At 72.2% G+C, this 13,684-nt stretch carries 21 protein-coding genes; all 21 read left to right on the forward strand.

All coding sequences use genetic code 11. The features are described from left to right. The first annotated feature begins 54 nt into the window (after positions 1-54). The 21 genes from BM223_RS15010 to BM223_RS15110 all read left to right on the forward strand — a co-directional run bounded on the left by BM223_RS15010 (position 55) and on the right by BM223_RS15110 (position 13,682). Positions 55-405, forward strand: a complete 351-nt coding sequence (locus BM223_RS15010) for a hypothetical protein (protein WP_038679392.1) — start codon at positions 55-57, stop codon at positions 403-405. Beyond that, a complete protein-coding gene (locus BM223_RS15015) occupies positions 405-737 on the forward strand; it encodes a hypothetical protein (protein ID WP_038679394.1) in 333 nt (110 codons plus the stop codon). Before BM223_RS15010 ends, BM223_RS15015 begins: the two co-directional genes overlap by 1 nt. Next, positions 734-1,171 (forward strand): hypothetical protein, encoded by a 438-nt coding sequence (locus BM223_RS15020; protein ID WP_038679396.1) that lies wholly within the window; start codon positions 734-736, stop codon positions 1,169-1,171. The genes BM223_RS15015 and BM223_RS15020 overlap by 4 nt, the downstream gene beginning before the upstream one ends. Next, positions 1,168-1,554: a hypothetical protein gene (locus BM223_RS15025; RefSeq protein ID WP_038679398.1), complete on the forward strand. Its 387-nt coding sequence runs from the start codon at positions 1,168-1,170 to the stop codon at positions 1,552-1,554. The genes BM223_RS15020 and BM223_RS15025 overlap by 4 nt, the downstream gene beginning before the upstream one ends. Further along, positions 1,548-1,766, forward strand: a complete 219-nt coding sequence (locus BM223_RS15030; protein WP_141267279.1) for a hypothetical protein — start codon at positions 1,548-1,550, stop codon at positions 1,764-1,766. Before BM223_RS15025 ends, BM223_RS15030 begins: the two co-directional genes overlap by 7 nt. After that, complete coding sequence (locus tag BM223_RS15035; protein ID WP_052138706.1) at positions 1,763-2,824, forward strand: hypothetical protein; 1,062 nt, start codon at positions 1,763-1,765, stop codon at positions 2,822-2,824. Before BM223_RS15030 ends, BM223_RS15035 begins: the two co-directional genes overlap by 4 nt. Next, positions 2,824-3,108 carry a hypothetical protein gene (locus BM223_RS15040; protein ID WP_038679403.1) on the forward strand — a complete coding sequence of 95 codons (285 nt, stop codon included), beginning with the start codon at positions 2,824-2,826 and terminating at the stop codon, positions 3,106-3,108. The genes BM223_RS15035 and BM223_RS15040 overlap by 1 nt, the downstream gene beginning before the upstream one ends. Positions 3,109-3,111: 3 nt before the next feature. Continuing rightward, positions 3,112-4,260, forward strand: coding sequence for a recombination directionality factor (locus tag BM223_RS29025; protein WP_038679405.1), 1,149 nt, complete (start codon positions 3,112-3,114; stop codon positions 4,258-4,260). Further along, a complete protein-coding gene (locus tag BM223_RS15050) occupies positions 4,257-5,018 on the forward strand; it encodes an exonuclease domain-containing protein (protein ID WP_052138707.1) in 762 nt (253 codons plus the stop codon). The genes BM223_RS29025 and BM223_RS15050 overlap by 4 nt, the downstream gene beginning before the upstream one ends. Beyond that, on the forward strand, positions 5,015-5,281 hold the full coding sequence (locus tag BM223_RS15055; protein ID WP_038679406.1) for a hypothetical protein: 267 nt from the start codon (positions 5,015-5,017) through the stop codon (positions 5,279-5,281). The genes BM223_RS15050 and BM223_RS15055 overlap by 4 nt, the downstream gene beginning before the upstream one ends. Then, the gene (locus BM223_RS15060; protein WP_038679408.1) at positions 5,278-5,985 is read left to right on the forward strand and encodes a hypothetical protein; all 708 of its coding nucleotides are present in this window, start codon (positions 5,278-5,280) and stop codon (positions 5,983-5,985) included. The genes BM223_RS15055 and BM223_RS15060 overlap by 4 nt, the downstream gene beginning before the upstream one ends. Beyond that, positions 5,982-6,248, forward strand: coding sequence for a hypothetical protein (locus BM223_RS15065; RefSeq protein WP_038679410.1), 267 nt, complete (start codon positions 5,982-5,984; stop codon positions 6,246-6,248). Before BM223_RS15060 ends, BM223_RS15065 begins: the two co-directional genes overlap by 4 nt. After that, positions 6,245-7,180, forward strand: coding sequence for a DUF5131 family protein (locus BM223_RS15070; protein ID WP_038679412.1), 936 nt, complete (start codon positions 6,245-6,247; stop codon positions 7,178-7,180). Before BM223_RS15065 ends, BM223_RS15070 begins: the two co-directional genes overlap by 4 nt. Beyond that, on the forward strand, positions 7,177-7,638 hold the full coding sequence (locus BM223_RS15075) for a hypothetical protein (RefSeq protein ID WP_038679414.1): 462 nt from the start codon (positions 7,177-7,179) through the stop codon (positions 7,636-7,638). Before BM223_RS15070 ends, BM223_RS15075 begins: the two co-directional genes overlap by 4 nt. Positions 7,639-7,649: 11 nt before the next feature. Next, on the forward strand, positions 7,650-8,054 hold the full coding sequence (locus BM223_RS15080; protein WP_144405062.1) for an ASCH domain-containing protein: 405 nt from the start codon (positions 7,650-7,652) through the stop codon (positions 8,052-8,054). A 91-nt stretch (positions 8,055-8,145) separates the two neighbouring features. After that, entirely contained in the window at positions 8,146-8,649 is a 504-nt protein-coding gene (locus tag BM223_RS15085) for a RusA family crossover junction endodeoxyribonuclease (protein WP_052138709.1), read from the forward strand. Continuing rightward, positions 8,649-9,932, forward strand: coding sequence for a MerR family transcriptional regulator (locus tag BM223_RS15090; RefSeq protein WP_052138711.1), 1,284 nt, complete (start codon positions 8,649-8,651; stop codon positions 9,930-9,932). Before BM223_RS15085 ends, BM223_RS15090 begins: the two co-directional genes overlap by 1 nt. An 18-nt stretch (positions 9,933-9,950) precedes the next feature. Then, entirely contained in the window at positions 9,951-10,373 is a 423-nt protein-coding gene (locus BM223_RS15095) for a single-stranded DNA-binding protein (RefSeq protein WP_038679416.1), read from the forward strand. 46 nt (positions 10,374-10,419) lie between these two features. After that, positions 10,420-11,022, forward strand: coding sequence for a hypothetical protein (locus BM223_RS15100; protein WP_038679418.1), 603 nt, complete (start codon positions 10,420-10,422; stop codon positions 11,020-11,022). Between the two features lie 157 nt (positions 11,023-11,179). Continuing rightward, positions 11,180-12,784: a DnaB-like helicase N-terminal domain-containing protein gene (locus tag BM223_RS15105; RefSeq protein WP_052138712.1), complete on the forward strand. Its 1,605-nt coding sequence runs from the start codon at positions 11,180-11,182 to the stop codon at positions 12,782-12,784. Beyond that, positions 12,768-13,682 carry a hypothetical protein gene (locus tag BM223_RS15110; protein ID WP_038679420.1) on the forward strand — a complete coding sequence of 305 codons (915 nt, stop codon included), beginning with the start codon at positions 12,768-12,770 and terminating at the stop codon, positions 13,680-13,682. The genes BM223_RS15105 and BM223_RS15110 overlap by 17 nt, the downstream gene beginning before the upstream one ends. Positions 13,683-13,684: the final 2 nt, after the last annotated feature.

Below are 13,684 nucleotides of genomic sequence, written 5' to 3' on the forward strand. Positions count from 1 at the left end.
CGCCGTCGGAAGCCGCGCCAGGGGTCTCGAACACCAATCGAAAGGGATCGTCTCATGACCGAGACCAACACCACCAGCAAGACACCTACCGTCCTCTACGCCGACAAGGGGCCGGTCCTGGCAGCGTCGCGGGTACTCGTCGAGAGCAGCACGCTCGACCGGTACGTCGAGATCATCTCCCCCGGTGTGAGCGTCGACGAGATCCGCTGGACCGGCGGCACGCACGCGCTGAGCATCGAGCAGGTCGGCACCGGGACCGCGGCGCTCTGGAAGCTGCTCGCGTCCATCTGCCACTCGGGCCCGACGGTCTCGCTCCACGACACGATCAGCCACCTGGACCTGCGCAACCGCGCGGCGGTCGCGAGGGCCATCAACGTGCTCGTCGGCTTCTCGGTGGTGGCGTGATGACGACGCCGACCACGAGCCAGCGCGCCGGCATCGTCGCCCACGCCCTCCACGCGCTCGCCAACCACATCGCCACCCACCACCTCCCCGAGCCCGGCTCCATCGAGATCGAGCACGACCACCTCGAGTTCCACATCGCCGGCGACGACGCCGCGGTCTGGATCGCCTCGCTCGGCGCCGGCGTCGACGACGTCATCGAGCAGCGCCGCGAGCACGGGCTCACCGTGCACCGCGTCGAGGGCCGCCTGCCCAACACCGGCGTGCGCGTCATCGTCGAGTGGATGCGGTTCGGCATCCGCGGCGCCGGCCTCAAGGCGGTGAGCAGCCGATGACCACCGCGACGTGCTCAACGTGCCCGCGCCGGGCCACCGCTCAGACCTACTCCGAGGCGTGGGACCAGCGCGATCCCTGGAACCCGGCCGGGTTCACCCTCTGGTGCAACCTGCACGCCCCGGCCGGCTCCTGGCCGGCCGTCGAGTCCAAGGCCGCCGACCAGCCCGCCCTGCAGGCCCTCGACCCGATCGGCCTCGAGGACGCCGTCCTCGTCCGCCGCGCGCTGCTCCGGTACGCCGACCGCCTCGCGGCCGACCTCGCCGAGCAGCCGAACGAGCCGTACCTCACCAAGTGGACCAACGACCTGATCCGCGTCCGCTGGCTCTCCGGCCGCACCTGGAACGGAGCGACGCTCCTGCCCAACTCCGGCGCCAACGACCGCGAGACCGCGATGCAGGAGCTGGTCACCATCGCCGCGGAGGTCGGCCGATGAGCACCTCGAACGTGAACCCCGAGTGGGACGACGACCTGCTCGCGATCGCCGAGGCCGTCGGCGTCACCGCCCGGCAGCACCCCGAGCTCTCCGTCGTCCACACCCCGCACCCCGCCCTCCGCGAGGAGTTCACCAACCTCGCGCTCGAGCTCACCCTCGGCGCCTGGTCCGACGAAGTCCTCGCCGACCTGCCCGTCGCGCTGCTCCCCACCGACCACGAGGACTGCGGCGGCTGTGGCGAGGTCCTGTGCGGCTGCATCAACCAGTGCGACGGCCTCGAGCGCGACGTCTGCAGCCACGACGGCCGGCAGTACTGCCCCGGCTGCGCGGCGCACCACTGCGTGTACTGCCGAGCCGACGAGGACCGGTGGGGCCGATGCTGACCGCGATCGCCACCGTCGAGCTGGCGTGGGCGTGCCCCGACTGCGGGGCTCCTGCCGGCGTCGAGTGCAACGAGCTGTGCCCCTCGGCCGCCGTCCAGCTCGCCGAGCAGACCGAGGCCGAGCTGGCCGAGACCGGCTGCCACCACGACGCCGTCACCGCGGCCGCGGACGGCTGCTACTGCCTCGGCACGAGCGGGAGGGCCGCAGCATGAGCGACCCCACCGACATGGCCCTCGACGGGCCGCTGCTCATCGACACCATCAACCCGCCCGCTGTCGAGGGCCGGCCGATGGACCACCGCAAGCAGCCGAAGAAGAAGGACCGCGGACCGATCCCCGCCCGGCAGGGCAACGGCTACTACGCCGACCACACCACCGGCGACCGGCTGCGCTCGGTCACCACCATCCTCGGCGGCGGGGTGCCGAAGCCGGCGCTGATCCACTGGGCCGGGAACATGGTCGCCGACTCGGCGATCGGGAACCTGCCCGCGCTGGTCGCGGCGTCGCGGAACCCTGAGCAGCTCGCCGAGCTGCGCCGGTGGATCACCAAGGCGCACACCCGGAAGAAGGACGAGCGCGCCGAGGTCGGCGGTCTGGTCCACAAGGTCATCGAGTCGCGGCTCCTCGGCACGCCCCTCCCCCAGGTGATCCGGGTCGGCGAGACCGAGTGGGCGATCGACGGACCCGAGCTCGCGCCCTTCCTCGAGCACTTCCTCCGGTTCGAGGATGAGTGGCAGCCGCGGTGGACGGCGTCCGAGATGGTTGTGGCGAACCCTGAGCACGGCTGGGCCGGCACGCTCGACTACCTCATCGGTGCCGACGGCCGGATCGGCGACGCCCTGCGCGCGGCGGGCTGGGAGGTCGACCCGGCGGGCGACCTGATGGGCGACACGAAGACCGGCGGCGACTGGATCGTGCCGGCCGACGGCGGCGCTCCGCACCCGAAGATCCTCGGTTCCGGGCACGTGCACGGCGTCTACCCCGAGGCCGGGCTGCAGATGTCGGCGTACCGGCAGGGCAAGGTCTGCTGGCTGCGCGACGGCTCGAAGGCTCCGATGCCCGCGACGGCCGAGGTCGGCGTCGTGCTGCACCTGCGCCCGGAGGGCTACCGGCTCTACCCGGCCCGGTGCGGCGAGCTGGAGTACCGGTACTTCCGGCACGCGCAGATGGTCGACGAGTGGTCGTCGCGGATCGCGTCGGCGAAGGCCGACGAGCCGGTGATCGGCAAGGCACTCGTGCCGCCTGCTCGCCCGGCCGAGGCGGTGGCGTGATGACCACTCAGCCCAGGACCGAGACCCGCACCAGCGTCTGCGCGCAGTGTCAGAGCCAGATCTCGATCTCCATCGCCGTCGGCGAGCAGCGCTGGTCCGACGCCGAGTGGGAGCACGCCGAGCCGCAGGAGGCCACCCGTCATCGCGCGATCCCCGAGGTGCGGATCGCCTGTGACGCCACCTGCCCCAACTGCAAGTACCCGGAGATCGGGTTCGCCCCGGCCCGCGACGAGTTCGTCTGCTCGCGCTGCGGCCACACCCAGACCGAACGACCGAAGGACTGAACCATGCCCATCCTCGACATCCAGAAGCGCGCCCGCGAGCTCGGCCGCATCCGCCTCGGCCAGAAGCAGGCCTTCACCCGCCGCGACGGCTCCGAGGGCGTCAAGCCCGTCAAGCTCGACCGCTTCCGCCTCACCTCCGCGTCCAAGCCGCTCCTCGAGAAGGTCGCCGAGCTCTACGGCGGCGACGTCGCCGAGTGGACCCCGCCCGGCGGCTCCCCGCAGTGGGAAGTCGTCACCGCCTCGGCCCGCCTCCCCATCATGGTCCCGCCGCAGCCCGTCACCCAGTGGTACGAGACCTGGTCCCGCGCCGGCTGCCAGCACCGCTGCGACGGCCAGCACAACGTCCTCACCGACGAGCCCTGCGACCCCGACGACCCCCAGCACATCGAGGCCCTGAAGAAGCCCACCACCCGCCTCAACGTCGTCCTGCGCGACGTCGAGGGCATCGGCGTGTGGCGCGTGGAGACCCACGGCTGGAACGCCGCCCTGGAACTCCCCGACGTGGCCGAGTTCCTCGCCCAGGCCGGCGGCTACGTCAACGGCTGGCTCGCCCTCGAGCAGCGCACGTCCGTCGGCCGCAACGAGAGCACGGGCCAGCCCGAGACCCGGCACTACATGGTCCCCATCATCGAGATCGACGTGACGCCGGCGCAGCTCATGGCCGGGCACGGGCGCGTCGCCGCCCCGGCGCTCGCGGGTGGTCCGGTCACCAGCGCGCCGGCGCTCGCAGCGGCGGGCCCGGACTACGTCGCGCTCGCCGCCGAGGCGACCGACGCCGAGGAGATCCGCGAGCTCTGGCGGCAGGCGAACGCCGCCGGACACATGACCCAGGGCCTCAACGAGCACCTGGTGAGGCGCGCGGCCGAGCTCCCCGACCCCGCGGCCGCCGCCGCGCCCGCTGAGCAGGCCGTCGACGAGGACGGCGCCGTCGAGGGCGAGGTCGTCGGCGACGACACGCCGGTCGCCGACCCGGGCCCGGACGCCGACGCGATCTGGCAGCGCATCGTCACCGAGGCCGGGCAGCAGGGCATGACGCTCCCCGACGTGCAGGACCACTTCGCGCAGGTCATGGGCGGGCTGACGTGTGACTCCGCCTCGGCGGCCGAGCTGCAGCACTATCTGACCCAGCTCCAGACGGGCCACGCGGCGTGAGCGCCGCCGCGAAGTGGGCGGGCTTCCCGGTCCTCGCCTTCGACACCGAGTCCACCGGCGTCGACCCGCTCAACGAGCGCATCGTCCAGGCCGCGCTCGTCGAGCTCCACCCCGGGCAGCGCCCCGTCACCGCGACCTACCTCGTCGACCCCGGCATCGACATCCCCGTCGAGGCGAGCGAGGTCCACGGCATCACCCGGGAGCACGCCATCGCCAACGCCACCCACACGCCCGAGCAGATGCTGTTCGAGGTCTCCGGCCGCATCGCCCGCTGGCTCGGTCAGGGCATGCCGGTGGTCGCGTTCAACGCGGCGTACGACATGACGCTCCTCGAGGCCGAGAACATGCGCCGCGGCCAGCCGACCCTGCTCGACCGCCTGGGGATGGGCAAGGTCACGCCGATCGTCGACGTCTTCGTGCTCGACAAGTTCGCCGACCCCTACCGCAAGGGCGGGCGGAAGCTCGCTCAGGTGTGCGAGCACTACGGCGTCGTGCACGCCGGTGAGCACGACGCGACGGCGGACGCGATCGCCGCGGCCCGGATCTTCCCCAGGCTGATGGCCAAGCACATCAGGAAGTTCCCCGGCATGACGCTCCCGGCGCTGCACGCCGAGCAGGTGAAGTGGCGCCGGCAGCAGGCGGACGGGCTGCGGGAGTACTTCGACAAGAAGGGCATCGAGCACGACGGCGTTGACCCCGGCTGGCCGACCTACCTCGGTCTGCAGCGTCACTACTCCGGCCAGACGGTGCCGGCGTGAGCGCCCTGGCGCGACGTGTCGACCGTCCGCTGGTCGTGGTGCCGATCGACACCACCGAGTCCGACGACGAGATCACCCAGGCAGTGATCGACGCCCAGCGCGAGGTCGGCATCCGCACCACCGTCGAGCTGCTCATCGCGGGCAACCGCGGCCGCGCGCACTACGAGCTCGTCCGCTCGGTGCGCCGGCAGTGGAAGGCGGCGTGCGGCGGCCAGTACCCGATCGAGCCCGCGGGGCTCACCCACGAGAGGAGCACCCGATGAAGTACACCGTCCGGCCCATCAGCGACCGCACCGCCTTCACCGGCCAGCACGAAGCGTCGCGGTTCACCGTGACGTACTCCGACGTCCTGGATCTGCTCGGGCGCGAGCTTGACCACCTCGACGCCGAGAACGTCGTCGTCGAGGTCGACGTCGAGGAGCGCCAGATCCGCCTCGACGGTTTGCTCCGTTCGGATGCCAAGGCGAAGAGCCCCGGGGTGCGACTCGCCTTCGACTCGAACGTCGGCCCGCTCGCCTACGCGACCGACGCGTTCGTCCGCGGACCCTCCTGGGCGTACGTCGGCACCGGAGCGAACCGTCGTCGGCGCGACACCATGGCCCACCCGTGGCAGCACAACCTCTATGCCATCGCGAAGGGCCTCGAGGCGCTGCGGATGGTCGACCGGTACGGCGTGACGAAGCGCGGTGAGCAGTACACCGGCTTCAAGGCGATCGGTGCCGGCACCGCGATGCCCGCGTCGCACATGACCCGAACTGAGGCCGCCGAGCTGCTCGAGCGGATCGCCATCGGCAACGAGGGACCGCTGCGCGACCGCACGGTTCGCGACATCCTCGACGACCCCGCAGTCGCGTTCGAGGTCAGGCGAGCCGCTCGGAAGATCGCGCACCCCGATCGACGGGGAGGCGACCACACTCTCTGGAACCAGGTCGAGCAGGCCGCGCGCGTTCTGGGGGTGGCTCGATGAAGCGCCTCTGGTTCAGCGCCCGCCGTACCGCCGCCCGCACCATCGCCGCGCCCGCCGTCGACCGCGTCGTCGCCCAGGTCGAGGACCTCCAGGTCACCGCGATCGACCGGCCTGTCTTCCGCGACGGCGCCGAGGCCATGCGTGCGGAGGTCCTGCGGATCCTCACCGGCGAGCCCGAGCTGGCCGACGACGGCTGCCACCCGGTGTGGCACGAGCTCGGTGTGCACGCTCCCGTCGGCAACGCCCGGTCGGTGACGCCATGAGCGACCGCAGCAACATCGAGTGGACCGACGCCACCTGGAACCCGGTCACGGGCTGCACGAAGGTGTCGCCCGGGTGCGACCACTGCTACGCCGAGACCCTGGCCGAGCGGTTCCGCGGCACGCCCGGCCACTACTACGAGCAGGGCTTCGACGTCGTGCTCCGGCCGACCAAGCTCGAGCAGCCGCTGCGGTGGACACGGCCGCGGCGGATCTTCGTCAACAGCATGAGCGACCTGTTCCACGACGAGATCTCGGACGAGTTCATCGTCCGCGTGTTCGCCGTCATGGCGCTGGCCGGCCAGCACACCTTCCAGCTCCTCACGAAGCGCCACGGGCGGATGCGGGCGCTCCTCAACGAGCGGCGACTGATCGACACGCCGAACGGCTGGCTCTCGTTCGAGGACGCGGTCCGCAACGTCGCGTTCAACGAGCGAAACCGCCTCTGCTCGAACGGCGTCCTGCCAGCCAGCACGCCGAACCCGGACGATCTGCCGTGGCCGCTGTCGAACGTCTGGCTCGGCGTCTCGGTCGAGAACCAGCAGTGGGCCGACATCCGGATCCCCGCGCTGCTCGCCACGCCGGCCGCGGTCAGGTTCCTCTCGATGGAGCCGCTCCTCGGGCCCGTCGAGCTGCGCACCTGGCTCGGGTGCCCGTGCAGCTGCGCGGACCCCAACTACGCCGCCGACCTGGACTGGGTGATCGTCGGCGGCGAGTCCGGCCGCGGCGCCCGGCCGATGCAGCCGGCCTGGGTGCGTTCCCTACGCGATCAGTGCGTGCGGGCGAGCGTCGCGTTCCACTTCAAGCAGTGGGGCTCCTACGGCCTCGCCAACGCGACCGACCAGCCCGACCAGATGATCCGCATGAACAAGAGGGCCGCCGGCCGCGAGCTCGACGGACGCACCTGGGACGAGTTCCCGGAGGTGACCCGGTGAGCGAGCACCTGGTCGACATCCCCGACGAGCGAGCGACCTACCAGATGCAGTCGTGGAGCCACGCCGACGCCTGCACCTGCCCCATCGCGCGCGACGGACATCTGCCCGGGTGCCCGTACCCAACCACCAGGCACTACTGGGAGCCGATGGAGAACGGTGCCGCGAAGGCACGCTGGAAGCCGAAGCGGGATGCCCGTGCCGCGGTCATGCAGGCCGCTCGGTGGGCAGGTGCCGTCGTCGGCCTCGGGATCCCCGCGATGCAGGTCGTCGAGCTGCCGTCCGGGCGCGTGATCTGGCGCGACTCAGCGCGATACCCGGCCGCGGGCGCGCCGGTCGCGCCACCGTGGCAGGCCGAGGCGTACGACGCGGCCCGCGTCGAGCAGCGCGTCGAGGACGGCGAGGACGCGGCACCGCCCTCCGTCGTGCTCGTCTCCACCACGCAGGCGGTGCTCTTCTGATGCCGCGCCTGATGTCCGTGACGCTCACCAAGGACGCCGTCATCGAGCGCCGCAAGACCGAGACCCGCCGCGGCGGCTGGACCATGCTCCGCCCCGGCGACCGGCTCACCCTCTGCGAGAAGGTCATGGGCCGCAAGGCCGGCGAGCCCCTCGTGCGGATCGTCGACGTCGAGGTCGTCGCCACCCGCCGCGAGCCCCTGAACGCGATCACCGACGACGCCGTCGCCCGCGAGGGGTTCACGGCCGCCGACCTCCGCGAGTTCCTGCCGCTCGACTGGCCCGCCCGTGGCGCGCTTGCCCGCGCGTTCGTCGCGTTCTTCACCAAGCACATGGGCGGCGCCGTCGACCAGGAGGTCACCGTCATCACCTGGCGCTACCTCGACACCGCCGCCGACTCGACGGGCGGTGCGCCGTGAACGAGTACTTCATCGTCGGCTCCCTGATCGTCGCGGTCCTCGCCACCGCCCTCCCCCTCATCGTCTGGCTCGACCGAGAGGACACCCGCCGATGACCACCCTCACCATCCACGCCGTCGGGACCCCCGCGCCCGCTGGATCCAAGCGCGCGTTCGTCGTCAACGGCCGCGCCCGCATGGTCGAGTCCAGCAGCAAGGTGCGGCCCTGGTGGCAGGCCGTCGCCGGCGCCACCCAAGAGGCGCTGCCTGACGGCTGGACCCCGATCGCCGGGCCCGTGCGCGTCAGCATCGAGTTCTTCCTCGCCCGGCCCCGCTACCACTACGGCACCGGGAAGAACGCCAGCCGGCTCAAGCCGACCGCGCCGTCGTACGCCGACAAGAAGCCGGACACCGACAAGCTCGAGCGCACCGTTCTGGACGCCCTCAAGGCCGCCGGCGTGTACCTCGACGACTGCCAGGTCGTCGATCTGCACGGGGTGAAGCGCTACGCCGACGCCGCCACGGGCGCCCGGATCGCCGTCACCCCGCTCACTGGCCCGACGCCCACCGTGTCGGTAGTCGAGGAGCCAACCCGGGCCGAGGGAGTGCTGTTCTGATGGTCCAGGTCCTCGGCAACGCCACCACCGGCGGCAACTACACCGACATGCCGCCCGTCGACCTCCCCCGCGACACCAGCACGATCCGCGCGGCCCACCAGCCCTGGTGTGCCGACTGCAAGCGCAAGGGCCGCGAGCTCGACGACGACGGCCGGTGCCCGCAGTGCGCCCGCGCGGCCATCACGCGCGCCGAAGGCGCCGCCCGCCGCGCGGCGGCCGAGGAGGCGCAGCAGGCCGCCGAGAAGGCCGCCCGAGCGACCACCACGAAACGACCAGCACCGACTCCTGCGCCGGCCCCCACCAAGCCGGCGACCACCGAGCTGCCCACGGAGGGGAAGCAGGGCAAGCCCACGACGCGGAGTAGCGCACCGCGGGCGACATCGACCAGCGACGTGCGAAGCACACCGGGCAGGGCTCCCGGCGCTGGTTCCTCCACCACCCAGGGGAAGAACCCGCCGGCGGCGCAGGAGACGCGCCCTGTCGTCGCCGGCGGCCCCTCCAAGCCGGTCGAGAATCGCCAACCGCCGGCCCCCTCCCGCCCGACCGCCAGCCAGATCCTCGACGCCCAGGTCGACCACGCCGGGCAGCTCCTGCGCTCGACGGCCAGCCACCCGCACCCCGCCGTTGCGGCCGCGCGCGCGGCGGTCGTCGCGGCCCTCGAGGCGCTCCACCTGCTCGCCGAGCTCACCCCAGCCGCGCCGCCCGCGCCGCCCCCGCCGGCGACGCCTGCTGTCGACGCCGCGGCACCCCGGCCGACGCCGGCGACCCCGCAGCGTCGCTCCGGGCCAGAGCGGATGGTGCTCCCCGCCGAGCAGATCGTCGCCGCGTACCGGGCCGGCCAGACCACCGGCGAGATCGCCGCGGCCCACGGCTGCAGCGCGCCGACCATCGGCCGGCTCCTCGAGGAGCACGGCGTCCCGCGACGCGGCGCCCCCGTCCCCCGCTCGGCGGACCTGGTCGAGCAGGTCCGCCGGCTCTACGTCGACGAGAACCTCACCCAGATCGAGGTGGGCCAGCGCCTCGGGATCGGGCTCAAGGTCGTCCAGTCCGTGATGGCCAAGGCCGACATCGAGCGCCGCCCCGCCAAGGCCCGCCAAGGCGCCGACAACGCCAGAACGCTCAAGCAGCGCATCGCCGACCTTCACACCACCGCGGCCGAGATCAAGCTCTGGGCCATCGCTGCTGGCCACCTCCCCGCAATGCACCGCGGCCTCCCCGCGCGCGCTCTCGTCGAGAAGTTCGCCGCCGCCCACGCCACCAGCTCCCCCACCCCTTCCGCCTGACCCGAGAGGAACACCCCCTTGCTGCCCACCATCACCATCGACGGCCGCCTCGTCGCCGACCCCGAGCTCCGCTTCACCCCCGCAGGCAAGCCCGTCTGCTCCATGCGCGTCGCCGCCAACGACTCCCGCCGCCTCGACGACGGCTCCTACGAGAACCTCGAGCAGATCTTCGTCAACGTCTCCCTCTGGGAGCAGGCTGCCGAGCCCGCCGCGGAGGCCTTCCGCCGAGGCGACCGGGTGCTGGTCACCGGTCGCATCTACCAGCGCGAGTACGAGACCCGCGACGGCGGCAAGGGCACCTCGCTCGAGATCAAGTTCCCCACCATCGCCAAGGTCCCCGCGGCCGCACGGCCCGCCCAGGGCGCCCAGCAGCGCACGGCCGCCACCTCGACGAACGCCGGCTGGGACACCCCGCCGGCCACCGACGAGCCCCCGTTCTGACCCACCGAGATCCGTCCTCACCAACCACCGAAGGAGCACCACCCGCATGACCACCACCGCCAAGATCGCCTCCAAGGGCACCAGCAACACCGGCATCACCGAGGACCTCGCCAAGCGCTGCCACGACCAGCTCGGCAAGAAGGTGCTCGCCGTCGTTGAGCTCGTCGCCGAGTCCCGCTCGGAGAAGCGCAGCGGCGACGAGGCCGTCTCCCTGTCCATCCTCACCATCGAGCCGGCCCCCGACTCCACCACCGAGGAGCACCTCCGCAACCTCGCCCGGTCCTTCCACTACGAGCGCCAGCTCGCCGCCGGCGAAGCCCCCACCCTCGAGTACGGCGACGGCCCCACCGAGCCCCACCTCGCCGCCGTCGTCGAGGCCGGCGCCCGCCACGAGCCACACCCCTACCTCTCCTCGACCCTCTCGATCGACGACTCCGAGCACGGCCCGGTCTGCGACCGCTGCGGCCAGATCGAGAGCGCCGCGGTGCACGCCGACCGCAGCGGCCTCGAGGACCCGTTCTCCGTGAGCACCACCAGCAGCGCCGCCGAGCCGGACGACCCAGACGACGACGAGCACGAGGACGACCAGGACGACCAGGACGAGGACGCCCTCATCGACAACCCCGACTTCCCCGGCCCCGCCGCCTGAGACCACCTGGCCCGGGGTCAACGAGTCCCCGAACTGTTCCTCGAAGGACGCCCACGACGCCGCACCTTTCCGGCCAGGCGTACCTGCCCCGGGCCAGGCACCACCCCTCCCCCGACCACCACCCCGACCACCACCAGGCGAAGGAGCCACCGACACCGTGAGCGCCGACGGAACCCCACCCCGTCACCACCTCCACGCCGTCGACCACCCCACCGGGACCGACGAGCCGCCCTTCGACCCTGACTACGACAAGCCGTTCGACGACCGACGCCCCGTCGCGTCCCGCGACGCCGAACGCGCCGTGCTCGGAGCCCTCCTCCTCGAGCCCACCCTCATCCCTGAACTCCGCGACGAGCTCACCGCCGCCGACTTCTACTGGCCCGAACACGCCACCGTCTGGCACGCCGTCCACGACCTCGCCGACACCGGCCGCACCGTCGACGCCGTCCTCGTCGCCGACCACCTCATCCGCACCGGCGACATCCAGCGCATCGGCGGCGCCACCTACCTCCACGACCTCATGCAGGCCTGCGCCATCCCCGCGAACGCCGGCCACTACGCCACCATCGTCCGCGACACCGCCCGCCTCCGCGGCGTCGCCACCATCGGCCAACGCTTCCTCCAGCTCGCCCGCACCGGCGACCCCAGCAGCGTCACGATGCAGGTCGAGACCGCCTACGAAGAGCTCGAGCAGATCGTCACCCGCTGGGGCCCCGCCACCCACAACGGCACCGGCCTCATCGACCTCTCCTGGGTCAACGGCGGCACCCCGCCCGTCGTCGACCCGCCCACCGTCTGCCGCCGCGTCGACGGCGCCGCCCTCTTCTACGCCGGCAAGGTCAACGGCATCTTCGGGGACCCCGAGTGCGGCAAGACCTGGCTCGCCCAAGCCGCCATCGTCGAAGCCCTCAACGCCGGCGACACCGCCGCCATGGTCGACGTCGACCACAACGGCCCCAACCACACCGCCGCCCGCCTCCTCCTCCTCGGCGCCCGCCTCGAGCACATCGCCGACTCCACCCGCTTCCGCTACTACCAGCCCGAAGACGGCCCCGAGCTCCGCGCCGCCATCGACGACGTCGTCCGCCACGCCCCCGACGTCGTCCTCATCGACTCCATCGGCGAAGCGATCCCCATGCTCGGCGCCAACACCAACGACGGCGACGAGATCTCCGGCGTCATGCGGCTCCTCTGCACCCGACCAGCCGACGCGGGCTCCTGCGTCATCACCATCGACCACCTCCCCAAGTCGACCGAGGCCCGAACCAGCGGCTACGCCATCGGGTCCATCGCGAAGAAGCGCATGATCCGCGGCACCTACCTCCGCGCCGAAGCCCGCACCCAGCCCGCCCCCGGCCAGATCGGCCGCATCACCCTCCGCATCGAGAAGGACACCGCCGGCGAACTCCGCAAGGCCTCCGGCGGCGGCTACGCCGGCACCCTCACCCTCGACTCCACCCGCTCCGAGACCCACGGCATCACCAACTGGTCCATCGCCCGCGAGGAAGCCCCCAAGAACGACGACGGCACCTTCCGCCCCACCAAGCTCATGGAGGCCATCAGCCGCTACGTCGAAGACAACGACCAGTGCACCCAGCGCGACATCGAGAACGACGTCGCCGGCAAGGGCACCTACCTCCGCCACGCCCTCAAGCTCCTCGTCACCGAGGGCTTCATCTCCACCATCCCCGGAGCCCGGAACTCCCGACTCCACCACTCCATCGCCCTGTACCGAGAGGCCGAAGATGACCACGTCGCCTGACCCCACCAACCAGCCCAACGACTGCGTCCCTGAGTGCGTCCCTGACTGCGTCCCGACCGGCGCCAGGGCACCCCGCGAGTCGAGTGCGTCCCACGTCCCCCACTCTTACGAGGGGGACGCACTCAGCGAGCCCTCCAGGGACGCACTCGCCAGTGCGTCCCCCCGGCAGGACGAGCACCACCCACCGCCCGGCTTCAGCACCGGCAGCCAGTGGCTCCTCACCCCCCGCTGCCGCCCCGCCTGGATCGCGATCCTCGACCTCCTCGACGACGACCAGTGGCACCCCACCACCGACCTCGCACAGCTCATGCGCAACACCGCCGACCTCAACGACCAGACGATCCGGAACCACCTCCGATCCGCCAGCCGCCGCGGCTGGATCACCACCCGCCGAGGACGCACCCGACTCCGAGACCGCAACCTCATCGAGACCGCCCTCAACGCCACCGACCCCGAGCACCACGACGACGTCGACGGCCTCCGACCCGATGCGCCGGGCGACGGCCCTGGTCACCTCTTGGGCGTGGCCCGTGGCGGGATGGTGGGTGACGCTCGGAAGCGTGGTCGGGAGTCGGGCGGGCAGGTCCTCACTGCCCGGTCGGCGTCGGCCACCGCGCTGCTCGCCCAGCTCGAGGCGCTGCGGCTCCAGCTGCGCGACGTCGAGGAGAACCGGAACGACCTGGCGCGGAAGGTCGCCGACCAGCGCGCGACCCTCGATGCCCTCGTCGGCGCGGCCCGGCACCCGTTCAAGGGCCCGAACGACACCGACGCCTCGATGCTCCTCGCCGCAGCGCAGCGCCTCGACGGCGGAGACGAGCCGGGCGGGAGCCACACGAAGCAGACGGTCGCGCGCGTGCTCCGCGTCGTGGCTGGCGCCGTCGCCGCGGAAGGTGCCTGACC

The sequence above is a fragment of the Pimelobacter simplex genome (genome assembly GCF_900114845.1).
In the GTDB taxonomy this organism is placed as follows: Bacteria; Actinomycetota; Actinomycetes; order Propionibacteriales; family Nocardioidaceae; genus Nocardioides; species Nocardioides simplex.

Coding starts and splice junctions, on each gene's coding strand:
- BM223_RS15085 (WP_052138709.1), top strand. CDS start 8,146: ATGACCACCCTCACCATCCACGCCGTCGGGACCCCCGCGCCCGCTGGA.
- BM223_RS29025 (WP_038679405.1), top strand. CDS start 3,112: ATGCCCATCCTCGACATCCAGAAGCGCGCCCGCGAGCTCGGCCGCATC.
- BM223_RS15080 (WP_144405062.1), top strand. CDS start 7,650: ATGTCCGTGACGCTCACCAAGGACGCCGTCATCGAGCGCCGCAAGACC.
- BM223_RS15100 (WP_038679418.1), top strand. CDS start 10,420: ATGACCACCACCGCCAAGATCGCCTCCAAGGGCACCAGCAACACCGGC.
- BM223_RS15070 (WP_038679412.1), top strand. CDS start 6,245: ATGAGCGACCGCAGCAACATCGAGTGGACCGACGCCACCTGGAACCCG.
- BM223_RS15110 (WP_038679420.1), top strand. CDS start 12,768: ATGACCACGTCGCCTGACCCCACCAACCAGCCCAACGACTGCGTCCCT.
- BM223_RS15010 (WP_038679392.1), top strand. CDS start 55: ATGACCGAGACCAACACCACCAGCAAGACACCTACCGTCCTCTACGCC.
- BM223_RS15040 (WP_038679403.1), top strand. CDS start 2,824: ATGACCACTCAGCCCAGGACCGAGACCCGCACCAGCGTCTGCGCGCAG.
- BM223_RS15060 (WP_038679408.1), top strand. CDS start 5,278: ATGAAGTACACCGTCCGGCCCATCAGCGACCGCACCGCCTTCACCGGC.
- BM223_RS15065 (WP_038679410.1), top strand. CDS start 5,982: ATGAAGCGCCTCTGGTTCAGCGCCCGCCGTACCGCCGCCCGCACCATC.
- BM223_RS15015 (WP_038679394.1), top strand. CDS start 405: ATGACGACGCCGACCACGAGCCAGCGCGCCGGCATCGTCGCCCACGCC.
- BM223_RS15035 (WP_052138706.1), top strand. CDS start 1,763: ATGAGCGACCCCACCGACATGGCCCTCGACGGGCCGCTGCTCATCGAC.
- BM223_RS15020 (WP_038679396.1), top strand. CDS start 734: ATGACCACCGCGACGTGCTCAACGTGCCCGCGCCGGGCCACCGCTCAG.
- BM223_RS15025 (WP_038679398.1), top strand. CDS start 1,168: ATGAGCACCTCGAACGTGAACCCCGAGTGGGACGACGACCTGCTCGCG.
- BM223_RS15030 (WP_141267279.1), top strand. CDS start 1,548: ATGCTGACCGCGATCGCCACCGTCGAGCTGGCGTGGGCGTGCCCCGAC.
- BM223_RS15090 (WP_052138711.1), top strand. CDS start 8,649: ATGGTCCAGGTCCTCGGCAACGCCACCACCGGCGGCAACTACACCGAC.